Raw genomic sequence first — 15,202 nt, 5'->3', positions numbered from 1 at the left:
TTGCTTTTGGCTTAGCTGCGCGGGCCGGCGCGGTTCGCCGCGCCGCGCAGGGCTGCCCATACTTTCAATGCGTCTACTGTTTGCGCGACATCGTGCACGCGCAGAATCGCCGCGCCGCGTTCCGCCGCCAGAACCGCTGCGGCGATGCTGCCCGCGACGCGCTCGGGTGCCGGGCGTCCAGTGACCGCGCCGATCATCGATTTACGCGACATGCCCGCGAGGATCGAATACGGCGGGTCGGCGGGCGGCGCGCTGTCGGCAAGACGCGCGAGCAGCGCGTAATTGTGCTCGACCACCGCCTTGCCGAAACCAAAGCCCGGGTCCACGCTGATCCGCTCACGCGCAATGCCAGCCTGCCTGAGCGCCGTCACGCGCTCGTTTAGAAATTCCCTGACTTCGCTCACGACATCGCCGTAAGCCGGCTCGCCGAGTTGCATGGTCTGCGGCTCGCCGAGCATGTGCATCACGCATAGACCACAGTCGCTGTCGCGCACTGCGTCGATCGCGCCGGGCATGCGAAAACCCCAGATATCGTTAATCAGATCGGCCCCCGCGCTCAGTGCGCGGCGCATCACTTCGGGCTTGTAGGTGTCGACGGAAAGCGGCACGTTTGCACCGCGCAGCTGCTCGATGAGCGGAATCACGCGTTCCAGCTCCTGGTCGAGCGGGACGGGCGGAGCGCCGGGGCGAGTCGATTCGCCACCAATGTCGATAATGTCCGCGCCCTCAAGCATCATGCGCTCGGCCTGACGCAGCGCGTCGCCCTGCATCGCATACTGGCCGCCGTCGGAGAAAGAGTCGGGCGTGACGTTCAGGATGCCCATGACCAACGGGCGTTCGAAGCTCAGCTTGAACCGGCCGCACTGCAACGGCTCGGGAACGGGAGAAGAGAAAGCGGCTGTGGGCACGTAGCGTTACATCAACTAGACGGATAAATGCAAAACGGGCCGGTGTGGATGCACACCGGCCCGCACTTTCTACTGACAGCCTATCAGGCCGGCGCGGTCGCGCTGCCCGGCTTGACCTCGGTGCCAGGGCTGCCGCCCGACGACGCGTCGCTTGCCGACGGTGGCGAGCTCTTGGGCGAACGCGGCGGACGTCCGGCCATGATGTCGTTGATCTGATCGGAGTCGATCGTCTCCCACTCCATCAACGCGGCGGTCATGGCTTCGACCTTGTCGCGGTTTTCTTCCAAGAGGCGCTTCGCGAGGTTGTACTGCTCGTCCAGCACGCGGCGGATTTCAGCGTCCACCTTCTGCTGCGTCGCTTCCGAAATGGTGCGCGTGAAGCCGCGGCCAAACGGCGTAGCGTCGTTTTCGTCGTCCACGTAGACCATCGGTCCCAATGCGTCCGTCATGCCGAAACGGGCCACCATGGCGCGGGCGGTTTGCGTAGCCTTGTTGAAGTCGTCGGACGCGCCCGTGCTGATCAGGTTAAGGAACAGCTCTTCCGCGACACGGCCACCGAACAGAATCGCGAGACGATCGAGCAGATAGTCTTTCGAATACGTTTCGTTGTCGTGCTCCGGCAACTGCCACGTTACGCCCAATGCACGGCCACGCGGAATGATCGTGACCTTGTGGACCGGATCGGCCTTCGGCAGCAGCTTGGCGATAACCGCATGGCCCGACTCGTGGTAAGCGGTCGCGCGCTTCGACTCTTCGCGGATTACCGCCGACTTGCGCTCCGGACCCATGAAGATCTTGTCCTTTGCGTCTTCGAAATCCGTCATTTCGACAATGCGCTTGCCGCGGCGCGCCGCGAACAATGCCGCTTCGTTCACGAGGTTCGCCAGATCGGCGCCCGAGAAGCCCGGCGTGCCACGGGCGATCACCGCCGCGTCGACGTCGTTCGAAATGGGCACCTTGCGCAGATGAACCTTCATGATGTGCTCGCGGCCGCGAATGTCCGGCAGGCCGACGTACACCTGACGGTCAAAACGGCCCGGACGCAGCAACGCCTTATCGAGCACGTCCGAACGGTTGGTTGCGGCAATCACGATCACGCCCGAGTTGGCCTCGAAGCCGTCCATTTCGACCAGCATCTGATTGAGCGTCTGTTCCCGCTCGTCGTTACCGCCGCCCATGCCGGCGCCGCGATGACGGCCGACCGCGTCGATTTCGTCGATGAACACGATGCACGGCGCATGCTTCTTGGCCTGCTCGAACATGTCGCGCACGCGAGCCGCGCCGACGCCGACGAACATTTCCACAAAGTCCGAACCCGAGATGCTGAAGAACGGCACCTTCGCCTCGCCAGCGATGGCGCGCGCGAGCAGCGTCTTACCGGTTCCCGGCGGCCCGACGAGCAGCACCCCGCGCGGAATGCGGCCGCCCAGCTTCTGGAACTTCTGCGGGTCGCGCAGGAAGTCGACCAGTTCGGAGACTTCTTCCTTTGCTTCGTCGCAACCGGCGACGTCGGTGAAATTGATTGCGTTGTTGTTCTCGTCGATCAGACGCGCACGCGACTTGCCAAACGAGAAGGCGCCGCCTTTCCCGCCCCCCTGCATCTGTCGCATCATGTAGAACCAGAAACCGATGATGAGAATGGTCGGCCCAAGGTAATACAGTGCGGACACCAGCGCGTTGGGTTCGTCGTCAGCCTTGCCGCTCACCTGAACGCCATATTTCATCAGGTCGCCGACCATCCAGATGTCGCCGGGCGACACGATCTGGTACTTCTGGCCGTCTGCTGGAGTGACCGTGAGGTTCCGCCCCTGGACAATGACGTTCTTGACTTTGCCGTTCTTCGCGTCGTCCATGAACTGCGAATAGGAAACGCCTTCCTGGACACGGGGCTTGTCGAACTGCTTGAACACCGTAAATAGCACCAGTGCGATAACCAGCCACACTGCTGCCTTCGAAAACATATTGTTGTTCAAAGCACCACTCCTTCACTTAGACGGGCGCCTACATTTGCCTTGCGGCACCACGAAAGCATTCTAATCCAGTCCGCAGACCCCTGCCATAAGCTTTCGCTACCACAGAAATAGCATGGCGGGGCGACGCGGAGCGCCCTACGCGGGCTTCTTCAGATGCCTACCCAAAATAAACGTTTCAGACGACTTGTCCCGCGAAGCCTTGGGCTTGCGGGCAGCCACCACCTTGAACTGGCGCTTGAACTTTTCGACAATCTGGCTGTAACCACTGCCGTGAAAGCATTTGACTAAAAGGGCTCCATCCGGTTTCAGGTGATTTTGCGAGAATTCCAGCGCGAGATCGCACAAATGCTCGATTCGCGCGGCATCCGCCACCGCCACTCCCGACAGGTTGGGCGCCATATCCGAAATTACAAGGTCGACCTGCCGCTCGCCGACAATTTCTTCCAGCTGGGACAGCACGGAGTCTTCGCGAAAGTCGCCCTGAATGAAATGGACGTCCGCCACGGGCTCCATCGGCAGGATGTCGAGCGCGATGATCGTGCCGTCAATGCCACCCTCACGCTCGGCGTCGCGCTGCGCGCCTTTCGCGAGCTTGTTGCGCGCGTACTGGCTCCAACTGCCCGGCGACGAACCCAGATCGACGATCACCTGCCCTGGCCGGATCAGCTTGTCCTGCTCGTCGATCTCCTTGAGCTTGTAGGCGGCGCGGGCGCGATAGCCTTCCCGCTGCGCCATTTTCACGTACGGATCGTTGATGTGGTCATGCAGCCATGCCGTATTGAACTTGTTTTTTGCCATTAAACGTTGAACTCTTGCTGCGTCATGTCACGCTTTAGCGGATAATACGCGGTTAATTCGCGCGGCTACTGCCAGGAAACTGGCTATTATCCGCGATTCTGTAGTTCTGACGCGCCGCCTGCCGTAGTGTCCCACTCAAGTTCCGCTCCCACGCGTCGAACGACGCCGTTTGGGGAACGCAGGCGCCGCCATTTTAGTCGAGTCTCCCACTTCACATGCCCGCCCTCAAAGTTTCTTCCGACCAACGCGCCGAGTTGCGCTCCCAGGCACATGCGCTCAAACCGGTGGTGCTGGTCGGCGCCGAAGGTCTGACCGACGCGGTACTCGCCGAGATCAAGGTTCACCTCGCCGCCCATCAGCTGATCAAGATCCGCGTGTTCGGCGACGAACGCGAAGAGCGCATCGCCATTTACGAACAGATCTGCGACAAGCTGAACGCCGCGCCCATTCAGCATATCGGCAAACTGCTGGTCATCTGGAAGCCGGAAGCGGCCGCCCAGCCCGCGCCCAAAGGCAAACGCGGCGCACTGACGGGCGCATTGAGGGGCGCACTGCCCAGCGCGCGCGAAGCCGCAGTGGAAGCCAAGCCCGGCAAGGGCCGCGCCCCGCGCGTGGTCAAGGTCGTGAAGCCCAGCGAAGTACCCATGCGCAAGCCGAAGGCAAAAGCGGTGCTGGTGCGCGGCAACGAACGGGTCACGCAAGGCGGCAACATCAAGCGCGCGAAGAAGCGCCAGACCAGCAGCAAGCGCGCGCATCAATCGAAATAGACCAGCGCTCAACGCCTGAACGGTGCGGCAAACGTCCGCACCTTCTCGGTAGGCGACGCGCGTGCCGCCGTTGCGCACCCTCGCTCTCTTTGCCTGACGCGTCAGGTTGCAAGATGGGGAGCTACCGTCAGAAGACTGGAACGGTCCGTTATTGGCCGGGACAGCCCGCCACCGCCCGCAGCGGCGAGCCCACGCGACAAGCCGACTTTCCTAACCCGTCACCTTGCCGGAAACATCGCGAGCGCCTTGCGGTGCGGCGCCATCGCCGGTGTTCACCGGCAGCTTCCACACGAGCACTATGCCGAGCAGGCTTTCAATCAGATAAAACAGGCTGGAAACGCCGTGCAGCATGCCAAAGCGCGCTGCATACGTGGAATGCGCCAGGTCAGTCCCTGCTTCCAGTGCGGCGACACGCATCGCGTTCATGAAGGGTTGCAACGCAAAGTAACCGACCAGCACGCAGATCAACATGCCGGCTACCAGCCAGCGCAAGCGCCTGTACTCGCCACTGCCCCGCCGGATCAGCACGTTCGCCAGACCCAGCAGCAAGATGCCGCAGACGGCGCCCAGCACCCCTTCGATACGGAACAATTGCGCCGCCACCGCTCCCGCCGTCGTCCGGTCGAGCGAACTGAACAGCACGGGTGCGACGGCATAGCCGATTGTCAGCAGACTACCGACCCACGCGACCGTCAGCAGACGAAAGATTCGATGCGGCATCAGGGACACCGAAGCCGCCTTCAAACGTAGCTAACCGCGATGATTTCGTACTCGCGCACGCCGCCTGGCGCCTGAACGGACGCGACGTCGCCCTCCGACTTGCCGATCAGCGCGCGCGCAATCGGCGAGCTGATGGAAATCAGACCGTGGTCGATGTCCGCTTCGTCGTCGCCGACAATTTGATATTTGACGGATGCACCCGAGTCCAGGTCTTCCAGTTCCACCGTTGCGCCGAATACCACGCGGCCGTCGGCTTCTACTTGCGACGGGTCGATCACCTGCGCGCCCGCCAGTTTCGATTCGATTTCGGCGATGCGGCCTTCAATAAAGCCCTGCTTTTCTTTCGCGGCATCGTATTCCGCGTTTTCGGACAAATCGCCCTGCGCGCGCGCTTCCGCGATCGAGTTGATCACGGCGGGACGCTCAACGGATTTGAGTCTCTGCAATTCGTCGCGCAGCATGTCTGCGCCGCGCTTGGTCAATGGAATAGTGCTCATCACAACTCTCGAGAAAACGCCGGGCCGCTCCAATCTTCCTGGCCCTTTTTTGGAAATCTGGCGCAACAGCGGCAGACAGGAGCACTGTGGAATAAAAACGGCCGCAAAAAAAATCACCGCGGTTAAGTGCATTTCGCGGGAAGCCGGCTGCCGGGAGAACCCCGGGGTCACAGCACCTGCGAAACGCCGCTTAACCGCGGCACTTACATCCAGAACAGGTATTCGAAGCCTTAGTTTAGGCGAGCGTGCAAGCCTTGTAAATCATAGACTTCGAGGTCCTTCAGGTAGCGCAGACCTTCGACAGCCGCGCGCGCGCCCGACATGGTCGTGTAGTACGTGACCTTGTTCGCCTGCGCACTCATGCGGATGGAGCGCGAATCGGCAATGGCGGCGCGGGTTTCGTCGACAGTCGTAAAGACCAGCGCGATCTCGCCGTTCTTGATCATGTCGACGATGTGCGGGCGGCCGTCCTTCACCTTGTTGACGACCTTCACCGGCACGCCCGCGGCTTCGATTGCCGCTGCTGTGCCCTTGGTGGCGACGATCGGATAGCCAAGCTCGTGCAGCATGCGCGCGACTTCGACGGCCTTCGGCTTGTCAGCGTCCATCACGGTCAGCAGCACCGTGCCCGACTCCGGCAGACGCGAGCCCGCCGCGAGTTGCGACTTGAAGAGCGCCTCGCCGAAGGTGCGGCCCACGCCCATCACTTCGCCGGTCGAACGCATTTCGGGTCCGAGCACCGGATCGACCGCCGGGAACTTGACGAACGGGAACACCGCTTCCTTCACGCTGAAATACGGCGGCTCGATTTCCTTCGTCACGCCTTGCTGCGCGAGCTTCTGGCCGACCATTGCGCGCGCTGCGATCTTCGCGAGCGGCAGGCTGGTTGCCTTCGACACGTACGGCACCGTGCGCGACGCGCGCGGGTTCACTTCGAGCACGTAGATGATGTCTTCTTTCGAGCCATCCGCCTGAGGAACCTGCTGGATCGCGAACTGCACGTTCATCAGACCGACGACGTTGAGCGCCTTGGCCATTGCGCCAGTCTGACGCTTCAGTTCCGCCACGGTTTCCTTCGAGAGCGAATACGGCGGCAGCGAGCAAGCCGAGTCGCCCGAATGGACGCCCGCCTGTTCGATATGCTCCATTACGCCGCCGATGAACACCGCTTCGCCGTCGGAGATGCAGTCCACGTCGCATTCGATCGCGTCGTTCAGGAAGCGGTCGAGCAGCACCGGCGAATCGTTCGACACCTTCACGGCTTCGCGCATATAGCGCTCGAGGTCGCGCGGCTCGTGGACGATTTCCATCGCGCGGCCGCCCAGCACGTACGACGGACGCACCACCAGCGGATAGCCGATCTCGTCGGCGAGCTTGAGTGCCTCGTCTTCCGTGCGCGCCGTGCGGTTAGGCGGCTGACGCAGGCCGAGGTCCTGCAGCAACTTCTGGAAACGCTCGCGGTCTTCGGCCGCGTCGATCATGTCCGGCGACGTGCCGATGATCGGCACCCCGTTCGCTTCCAGGTCGAGCGCGAGCTTCAGCGGCGTCTGGCCGCCGTACTGCACGATCACGCCGACCGGCTTTTCCTTGTCGACGATTTCGAGCACGTCTTCGAGCGTTAGCGATTCGAAGTACAGACGGTCGGACGTGTCGTAGTCGGTTGAAACGGTCTCGGGGTTGCAGTTCACCATGATCGTTTCGTAGCCATCTTCGCGCATGGCCAGCGCGGCGTGCACACAGCAGTAGTCGAACTCGATGCCCTGGCCGATCCGGTTCGGGCCGCCGCCCAGCACCATGATCTTCTTGTTGTTCGTCGGGTTGGCTTCGCACTCTTCCTCGTAGGTCGAGTACATGTACGCTGTCTTCGTCGCGAACTCGGCAGCGCAGGTGTCGACGCGCTTGTACACCGGACGCACGTTCAGCTCGATGCGGCGCGCGCGCACTTCTGCGGGCTTCGCACCCAGCAGCCTCGCAAGACGGCGATCCGAGAAGCCGCTTTGCTTCAGATACTTGAGCTCCTCTTTCGAAAGACTTGCCAGCGTGCGACCGGCCAGCGCCTTTTCCTTCAGCACGATCTGCTCGATCTGCGCGAGGAACCACGGGTCGATCGACGTCTCTTCGAAAATCTCTTGCGCCGTCATACCAATGCGGAATGCGTCGCCCACGTACCAGATGCGGTCCGGGCCGGCTTCGCCGATCTCGCGGATGATCTCGTCGCGATTCGTGGTCTTTTCGTCCAGACCGTCCACGCCGACTTCGAGGCCGCGCAGCGCCTTCTGGAACGACTCCTGGAAGGTGCGGCCGATCGCCATGACTTCGCCGACCGACTTCATTTGCGTGGTCAGGCGCGAATCGGCTTCGCGGAATTTCTCGAACGCGAAGCGCGGGATCTTCGTGACGACGTAGTCGATAGTCGGTTCGAACGAAGCCGGGGTCTGGCCGCCGGTGATTTCGTTCTTCAGCTCGTCGAGCGTATAGCCGACTGCCAGCTTGGCCGCGACTTTCGCGATCGGGAAGCCAGTTGCTTTCGACGCGAGCGCGGACGAACGCGACACACGCGGGTTCATTTCGATCACGATCATGCGGCCGTCTTTCGGATTGATCGAGAACTGCACGTTCGAGCCGCCGGTGTCCACGCCGATCTCGCGCAGCACCGCGAGCGACGCATTACGCAGCACCTGGTATTCCTTGTCGGTGAGCGTTTGCGCCGGCGCGACGGTGATCGAGTCGCCGGTGTGAATGCCCATCGGGTCCAGGTTTTCGATCGAACAGACGATGATGCAGTTGTCCTGCTTGTCGCGGACCACTTCCATCTCGTACTCTTTCCAGCCGAGCAGCGACTCTTCGATCAGCAGCTCGCGCGTGGGCGACAGGTCGAGGCCGCGCTTGCAGATTTCCTCGAACTCTTCCCGGTTGTACGCAATGCCGCCGCCCGAACCGCCGAGCGTGAACGACGGCCGGATCACGACCGGATAGCCGCCGCTGCCGGTTTCCGCGGCGATGCGTGCGTGGACCTGCAACGCTTCTTCCATGGAATGCGCGGTGCCCGACTTGGCCGAACCGAGGCCGATCTTCGTCATCGCGTCCTTGAACTTCTGGCGGTCTTCCGCCTTGTCGATGGCTTCCGGCGACGCGCCGATCAGTTCGACCTTGTACTTCTCGAGCACGCCGTGCGCGTGCAGATCGAGCGCGCAGTTCAGCGCGGTCTGGCCGCCCATGGTCGGCAGGATCGCGTCCGGACGCTCTTTCGCGATGATGCGCTCGACCACTTCCCAGGTGATCGGCTCGATGTAGGTCACGTCGGCCGTGTTCGGGTCGGTCATGATCGTCGCCGGATTGCTGTTGACGAGGATGACCTTGTAGCCTTCCTCACGCAGCGCCTTGCATGCTTGCGCGCCCGAATAATCGAACTCACACGCCTGGCCGATGATGATCGGACCCGCGCCGATAATGAGGATGCTCTTGATGTCTGTCCGCTTGGGCATAACGCTCTCGCTAATGTATTTCTGTGTCGACCGGAGTCGGCGCTTTAGCGCCTCACTCCGGTCCCACGCAACTGTTTGCCATTCTTTCCGTCGACGCGCGCCGCCCGTAAGGGGGGCGCGCGTTTTGCCTCATGCTGCTGTCGCCGGGCTGCCGCTTATGTCCGGATATGCCCGGTTGCGCCCCGCTATGCGCGCTTATGCCGCTGCCGACTTTCCGGCCTTCTTCGCGTCCATCAACGCGGTAAAGCGGTCGAACAGATAGGCGATGTCGTGCGGACCCGGCGACGCTTCCGGGTGCCCCTGGAAGCAGAAGGCCGGCTTGTCGGACAGCGCAAAGCCTTGCAGCGTGCCGTCGAACAGCGACACGTGCGTGACGCGCGCGTTGGCGGGCAGCGTGTTGGCGTCCACGGCAAAGCCGTGGTTCTGCGAGGTGATCACCACGCGGCCGTCTTCCAGATCTTTCACCGGATGATTGGCGCCGTGGTGGCCGGTCTTCATCTTGACGGTTTTGGCGCCGAGCGCGAGGCCCATGATCTGGTGGCCCAGGCAAATGCCGAACGTCGGAATGCCGCGCTCGATCAACTCTTTGGTGGCGGCGATCGCGTAGTCGCACGGCTCCGGGTCGCCCGGACCGTTCGACAGGAAAATGCCGTCCGGATTGAGCGCGAGCGCGTCAGCCGCCGAGGCTTGCGCGGGCAGCACGGTGACATGGCAGCCGCGCTCGGCCAGCATGCGCAGGATGTTGTACTTCACCCCGTAGTCGAACGCGACCACGCGGTACTTTGGCGCGTTCTGCTTGCCGTAGCCTTCGCCCAGACGCCATTCGGTCTGCGTCCATTCGTAGGTCTCCGTCGTCGACACGACTTTCGCGAGGTCCATGCCCGCGAGGCCCGGGAACGAGCGTGCGAGTTCCACCGCCTTCGCTTCGTCGTCCGAACCGGCGAGGATTGCGCCGTTCTGTGCGCCCTTGTCGCGCAGAAGGCGCGTGAGCTTGCGGGTGTCGAGGCCGGCGATGGCGACGACGCCTTCGTCCTGCAGATACTGGGTGAGCGTACGCTCCATGCGGAAGTTCGACGCGAGGACCGGCAAGTCGCGAATGATCAGCCCGGCGGCATGGACTTTCGTCGCCTCGACGTCTTCGGCATTTACGCCGACGTTGCCGATATGCGGATAGGTGAGGGTCACGATCTGGCGCGCGTAGCTCGGGTCCGTCAGGATTTCCTGATAGCCGGTGATAGCCGTGTTAAAGACGACTTCGCCGATGGTATGCCCGGGGGCGCCGATGGAATAACCACGAAAGACCGTGCCGTCGGCGAGCGCGAGCAGAGCGGGAGAAAATGACGGCAACACGGGAGACTCCTTGGGGGAACACCCTGTTGCCGACCTGCCTATCCGGTTTGCGAGCCGCAGCGGACAGCATCACGAGATGCGCGCGCAGACTCGCTCGCGTACTGCCGTTGACGTCGCAAGGGGCGCGCGATGAGTCCATTGTGTGGACGGATCGGCAAAGTGCGGGCCCTTCTTGCTACGCCAGTGGCGCGCGGCGGATGAACGGTATGGGAGAGGTAGGCGCTAGGGTGCGGGTTGATAAGCTCAAACCTTGGAATTATAGCCTGAAACTGCCCTGCGCTCCAAATCCGAGATGGCTGCCGGGGCGCGCGGCGGCCCGCGCTGACCCGGCGAAAGCCTTACTGCAAGCGGCTCGCGCGGTGGCGCGACCCGATCTACGCAAGCCGATTCGAGACAGCGCCGTCCACCCGCCGCACACCATCGTCCCCACGGCTTAAATGCATACGCACGCACACTCCTACTCCGCACAGGCGACGCGAGCCTGCGGTAGAACGATCATTTTTATACTGCGCGCAATGAAAAACGCCGTCACAGGGTGATGGCGTTCAAAAGCGGGCAAAGGTACGGAGGGCGCAGCGGGTACGGAGGGTGCGGAGATTGTGCGCCGGCAGGCACCTCAACCGGGACCGTGCCGAATCACTTGCTCTTCTTCGTGCTGGCCGTGCTCTTTGTTGTCTTGCTGGACGTGGAAGCCGAGACCTTGGTCACCTTGCCCGCGGGCGCCGCAGCCGCTTTGGCTTTGCCGGACTTCGCGACCGGCTCGGACACCTTCACGACGGCCGAGTGGCCCCGACCCTTCCTCGTGTCGTTGCGCACTTCGCGCTTGGAGCCTCCGACGCGCGTGCCGATCTTCTGCACGCCGCCACCGTCCACGGTGGTCGCAATGCGCTCAGGCCCCGGCTCGCTCGGGACAGCCTTGCCCACCGGCACGTGCAGAACGACCACCTGGCCGCGGGAAACGCTGTCGCGATGCGTGCGGTTCCACGCCTTCAACTGGCCCACCGACACGCCATAACGCAGCGCGATAGCCGCCATGGACTGATTGCGGCGCACGCGGATCAGCATCTTGCGGGTGTCGGGAACGTCCGGCTCCATAGCGAGCACGGCACTTTCCGCGACGTCGGCGCTGATGTCTTCGTCGTCGTCCGAACCGCGCGGCACGACGATGGTGGAGCCGGGCTTCAGACGCATGCCGACCGGAATCTTGTTCACCTCCATCAGCGTGTCGGCATCCACGCCGATTTTTTGCGCGATGGCCGCCGGCGCAGAACGCTCCGTAACGGTGTACGTGGTCCACGACGACAGCGAACCCGAGTACGTTTTCAGGTTGCGCTCGAACGCGCTGGCATTGTCGAACGGCAGCAGAATTTGCGGCTGCGTCGCGCCGAGAATCACCGGCTTTCTGAAGGACGGGTTCAGTGAGCGGAATTCGTCGAGCGACAGATTGGCGAGCTTGGCGGCCATCTCCACGTCGATGTCGTGCGAGGTGGTGACCGTGACGAAATACGGGTGATTGGGAATGGAAGGCAGCGTGAGCCCGTACATTTGCGGGTTCATCACGATGTTCTTGACGGCCTGCAGCTTCGGCACGTAGTTGCGCGTTTCGTTCGGCATGCGCAGGCTCAGATAGTCCGTCGGCAAGCCCGCCGCTTCGTTACGCGCGATGGCGCGCTGCACGTTGCCCTCGCCCCAGTTGTACGCGGCGAGCGCAAGCTGCCAGTCGCCGAACATGTCGTGCAGGCGTGACAGATAGTCGAGCGCGGCGCTGGTCGAGGCGAGCACGTCGCGGCGCTCGTCCTGCCACATGTTCTGCTTGAGGTTATAGGTGCGGCCCGTGCCCGGCATGAACTGCCACATGCCGGCCGCCTTCGCCACCGACAGCGCCTGCGGGCTGTACGCCGACTCGATGAACGGCAACAACGCAAGCTCGGTCGGCATATGGCGCGCCTCGAGCTCCTCGACGATGTGATACAGGTACTTCTGCGAGCGCTCGGTCATGCGCTGCACGTAGTCGGGACGCTGCGCATACCAGTTGGCCTGCATGTCGACCAGATCGGTCTGCAGGTCGGGCATCTGGAAACCGCGCCGAATACGGCCCCACAAATCGGCGTCCGCGCTCGTCAACTGCGTGACGGAGCCCTGGTCGACGTTAATGGTTTCTTTGGCGGTGGCTGTCTTGCGAAGTGCGTCGGCTACGGCTTGCTGGGTGGCGGGATTGGTTGCGGTGGTGGGGCTGACCGTCGTTGGCCCCTGGCTCGCGCAGGCGGCGAGCGTCAGGACCAGCAACGCACTAAAGATAAATCGCATGAACGTCTCGGCTTCCACAAGGGCTGGAATTTGCAGCCGATAGTACGAAACCGCAACCTGTACGTCAATCGGAAATTGACAAAAAAATCAAGTAAATCTAGGGCTTGGCGAATTCTTCCGATTCTTCGCTTGAGGAAGACCCCGAACGGGGTCCAGTTAGCGGAAGCGGTTTTTCCATTCGCGCATCAACGTGAAGGCCGCGAGACGGTCGGAGACTTTCTCGTGCAACGCCTCCTGCAGCGTCGCCTGAACGGCCGGATCGCCCGCTCGCAGGAAGGGGTTCACCGCGCGTTCATGGGCGATGGTGGTGGGCAGCGTCGGCTGATTGCGGGCTCGCAAGTCGCTCGCCTTGTCGCGCCAGGCCTGCAGCTCCGGATTGTCCGGCTCGCAGGCAAGCGCGAAGCGGATGTTGGACAGCGTGTACTCGTGCGCGCAATGCACATGCGTCGCGCCTGGCAGCGCAGCGAGCGAGTCGAGCGACGCGAGCATCTGGGCCGGCGTGCCCTCGAAGAGGCGGCCGCAGCCGCAGGCGAACAGCGTGTCGCCACAGAAGACGTGAGGTGTGCCGGCCGGGTCCGCCGCCTGAAAATAGGCAATGTGGCCGCTGGTGTGGCCGGGCACGTCGAGTACGCTGAACTGGAGCGCAGGCTCGGCGATCTCCACCCGATCGCCATTTTTCAGACGCTGCGTGACACGCTCGATCGCCTCGCCAGCGGGCCCGTACACGGGAACGGCCTGGCCATTCAGCAGATCGGCTACCCCGCCGACATGGTCTTGATGATGGTGCGTGAGTAAAATAGCGCTCAGCCGCCATCCGCGTTTGGCCAGATAGGTGCGAACGGGGGCGGCCTCGCCCGGATCGACGACGACCGCATGGCGTCCGTCGGAAACGACCCAGATGTAATTGTCTTCAAACGCCGGGACCGGTACGTACTCGAGCGCATTCATAGGCGACGCATTCTTTGATATGACTGACCGAGCGATTATAGACTGGCCCGCGTGGACGGATTCGCCGCCTGGACGCTACGTGCTCGAGTGGGAACAGACCCAGCTCGACCGGGTGGTGTCGGACGTTTTCGGTTACCACGCACTGCAGCTCGGCCTGCCGCAGCTCGACGCGTTGCGCGAGAATCGCATGCCCTGCCGCGGGCTGGTGCTGGACGCCGCCAGCGGCGCGAGCGCGCCCTACAGTTTTCCGCGCTCGGCTGCGCAACCCGGCAACAGAGCGGGCAACAGCCTGAACAACGGCGCGAATGGTGGAATGAGCAACGGGACGGGCCACGGCACGACCCACGGCCCCGCGCGCAATACCTTCGCGCCGCTGCCCGCGCCCGGCGGGCGCAGCGCGCTCTGGTGCGATCTGCTCGACCTGCCTTTCGAGGCGCAGAGCGTCGATCTGATCGTGATGCCGCACACGCTCGAATTCACCAGCGACCCACACCGCCTGCTGCGCGAAGCCGAGCGTGTGCTCATGCCGGAAGGCCAACTGATCATTCTCGGCTTCAACTCGCTCTCGCTATGGGGCGCGCGGCAATCGGTCGGCAAGATGACCGGCCGGCCGTTCGTGCCGGCGGCCGTCGACCTGATTGCCTTCACACGCCTGAAAGACTGGATCAAGCTGCTCGGCTTCGACCTCGAGCGCGGACGCTTCGGCTGCTATCGCCCGCCGCTCGACAGCGAGCAGTGGCTCTCCCGCTATGCTTTCATGGAAGCCGCCGGCGACCGCTGGTGGCCCATCTTCGGCGCGACTTACATGATCAAGGCGATCAAGCGGGTGCGCGGCATGCGCCTCGTCGGACCGCTGAAGGTGAAAAAACCCGTTCTCGCCGCAGGCCTCACGCCCGCCGCCACTCCGAATACACGCAACCACACTCAATGACCGCAAACATCATCGACATTTATACCGACGGCGCCTGCAAGGGCAACCCAGGCCCCGGCGGCTGGGGCGCACTTTTGCGCTTCGGCGATCAGGAAAAGGAGCTGTTCGGCGGCGAAGCCAATACGACCAACAACCGCATGGAACTGATGGGCGTGATTTCCGCGCTCGAAGCGCTCAAGCGTCCCTGCAAGGTCGTCGTGCATACCGATTCGCAGTACGTGCAAAAAGGCATCAGCGAGTGGATTCACGGCTGGAAAAAGAAAGGCTGGGTGACGGCCGCCAGGCAGCCGGTGAAGAACGCGGACTTGTGGAAGCGGCTCGATGCGCTCGTCGCGCAACACGAAATCGAATGGCGCTGGGTGCGCGGTCACAACGGCCACCCGGAGAACGAGCGCGCCGATCAGCTCGCCAACCGCGGCGTCGCGTCGCTCGCGGAACTGTGACTTGAAGCGCTGGCTTGGGCGCCCCCCCTTTTGCCGCTTATTTCCGGCTGCTACTTTTGAGGCAAAGCTAATCCG

Annotated in this window: 12 protein-coding genes; 3 read left to right on the top strand and 9 right to left on the bottom strand. The window is 62.9% G+C overall.

Annotation, left to right across the window (positions count from 1 at the left end):
* Positions 1–11: 11 nt before the first annotated feature.
* The 3 genes from folP to F757_RS0107860 form a co-directional block, all read right to left on the bottom strand.
* On the bottom strand, positions 12–824 hold the full coding sequence (folP, locus tag F757_RS0107870) for a dihydropteroate synthase (protein ID WP_027210935.1): 813 nt from the start codon (positions 822–824) through the stop codon (positions 12–14).
* 167 nt (positions 825–991) lie between these two features.
* Complete coding sequence (gene ftsH, locus F757_RS0107865) at positions 992–2,881, bottom strand: ATP-dependent zinc metalloprotease FtsH (RefSeq protein WP_013340014.1); 1,890 nt, start codon at positions 2,879–2,881, stop codon at positions 992–994.
* Positions 2,882–3,016: 135 nt separating this feature from the next.
* On the bottom strand, positions 3,017–3,679 hold the full coding sequence (locus F757_RS0107860) for an RlmE family RNA methyltransferase (protein WP_027210934.1): 663 nt from the start codon (positions 3,677–3,679) through the stop codon (positions 3,017–3,019).
* Between the two features lie 215 nt (positions 3,680–3,894).
* On the opposite strand from F757_RS0107860, the gene F757_RS0107855 reads away from it, so the two are divergent.
* The gene (locus tag F757_RS0107855; protein WP_027210933.1) at positions 3,895–4,446 is read left to right on the top strand and encodes a YhbY family RNA-binding protein; all 552 of its coding nucleotides are present in this window, start codon (positions 3,895–3,897) and stop codon (positions 4,444–4,446) included.
* 210 nt (positions 4,447–4,656) lie between these two features.
* Here the strand turns inward: F757_RS0107855 and F757_RS0107850 are convergent, their stop codons facing one another.
* The 6 genes from F757_RS0107850 to gloB form a co-directional block, all read right to left on the bottom strand.
* Complete coding sequence (locus tag F757_RS0107850) at positions 4,657–5,166, bottom strand: DUF4149 domain-containing protein (protein ID WP_027210932.1); 510 nt, start codon at positions 5,164–5,166, stop codon at positions 4,657–4,659.
* Positions 5,167–5,186: 20 nt separating this feature from the next.
* On the bottom strand, positions 5,187–5,663 hold the full coding sequence (greA, locus tag F757_RS0107845; RefSeq protein ID WP_013340018.1) for a transcription elongation factor GreA: 477 nt from the start codon (positions 5,661–5,663) through the stop codon (positions 5,187–5,189).
* A 230-nt stretch (positions 5,664–5,893) separates the two neighbouring features.
* Complete coding sequence (gene carB / locus F757_RS0107840) at positions 5,894–9,148, bottom strand: carbamoyl-phosphate synthase large subunit (RefSeq protein WP_013340019.1); 3,255 nt, start codon at positions 9,146–9,148, stop codon at positions 5,894–5,896.
* Between the two features lie 195 nt (positions 9,149–9,343).
* The gene (gene carA, locus F757_RS0107835; protein ID WP_027210931.1) at positions 9,344–10,498 is read right to left on the bottom strand and encodes a glutamine-hydrolyzing carbamoyl-phosphate synthase small subunit; all 1,155 of its coding nucleotides are present in this window, start codon (positions 10,496–10,498) and stop codon (positions 9,344–9,346) included.
* A gap of 636 nt (positions 10,499–11,134) precedes the next feature.
* Positions 11,135–12,805 (bottom strand): transglycosylase SLT domain-containing protein, encoded by a 1,671-nt coding sequence (locus F757_RS0107830; RefSeq protein WP_027210930.1) that lies wholly within the window; start codon positions 12,803–12,805, stop codon positions 11,135–11,137.
* A gap of 156 nt (positions 12,806–12,961) precedes the next feature.
* Positions 12,962–13,753: a hydroxyacylglutathione hydrolase gene (gene gloB / locus F757_RS0107825; protein WP_027210929.1), complete on the bottom strand. Its 792-nt coding sequence runs from the start codon at positions 13,751–13,753 to the stop codon at positions 12,962–12,964.
* Between the two features lie 19 nt (positions 13,754–13,772).
* On the opposite strand from gloB, the gene F757_RS0107820 reads away from it, so the two are divergent.
* Together F757_RS0107820 and rnhA are read left to right on the top strand one after the other, a co-directional pair.
* Positions 13,773–14,684, top strand: a complete 912-nt coding sequence (locus tag F757_RS0107820; protein ID WP_027210928.1) for a class I SAM-dependent methyltransferase — start codon at positions 13,773–13,775, stop codon at positions 14,682–14,684.
* Positions 14,681–15,127 carry a ribonuclease HI gene (rnhA, locus tag F757_RS0107815; protein ID WP_027210927.1) on the top strand — a complete coding sequence of 149 codons (447 nt, stop codon included), beginning with the start codon at positions 14,681–14,683 and terminating at the stop codon, positions 15,125–15,127. The genes F757_RS0107820 and rnhA overlap by 4 nt, the downstream gene beginning before the upstream one ends.
* Positions 15,128–15,202 lie beyond the last annotated feature (75 nt).

This window comes from Burkholderia sp. WSM2232 (assembly GCF_000472545.1).
GTDB lineage: Bacteria > Pseudomonadota > Gammaproteobacteria > Burkholderiales > Burkholderiaceae > Paraburkholderia.
Note: the sequence above shows the minus strand (reverse complement) of the source record. Positions and strands in the feature narration are given on the sequence as shown.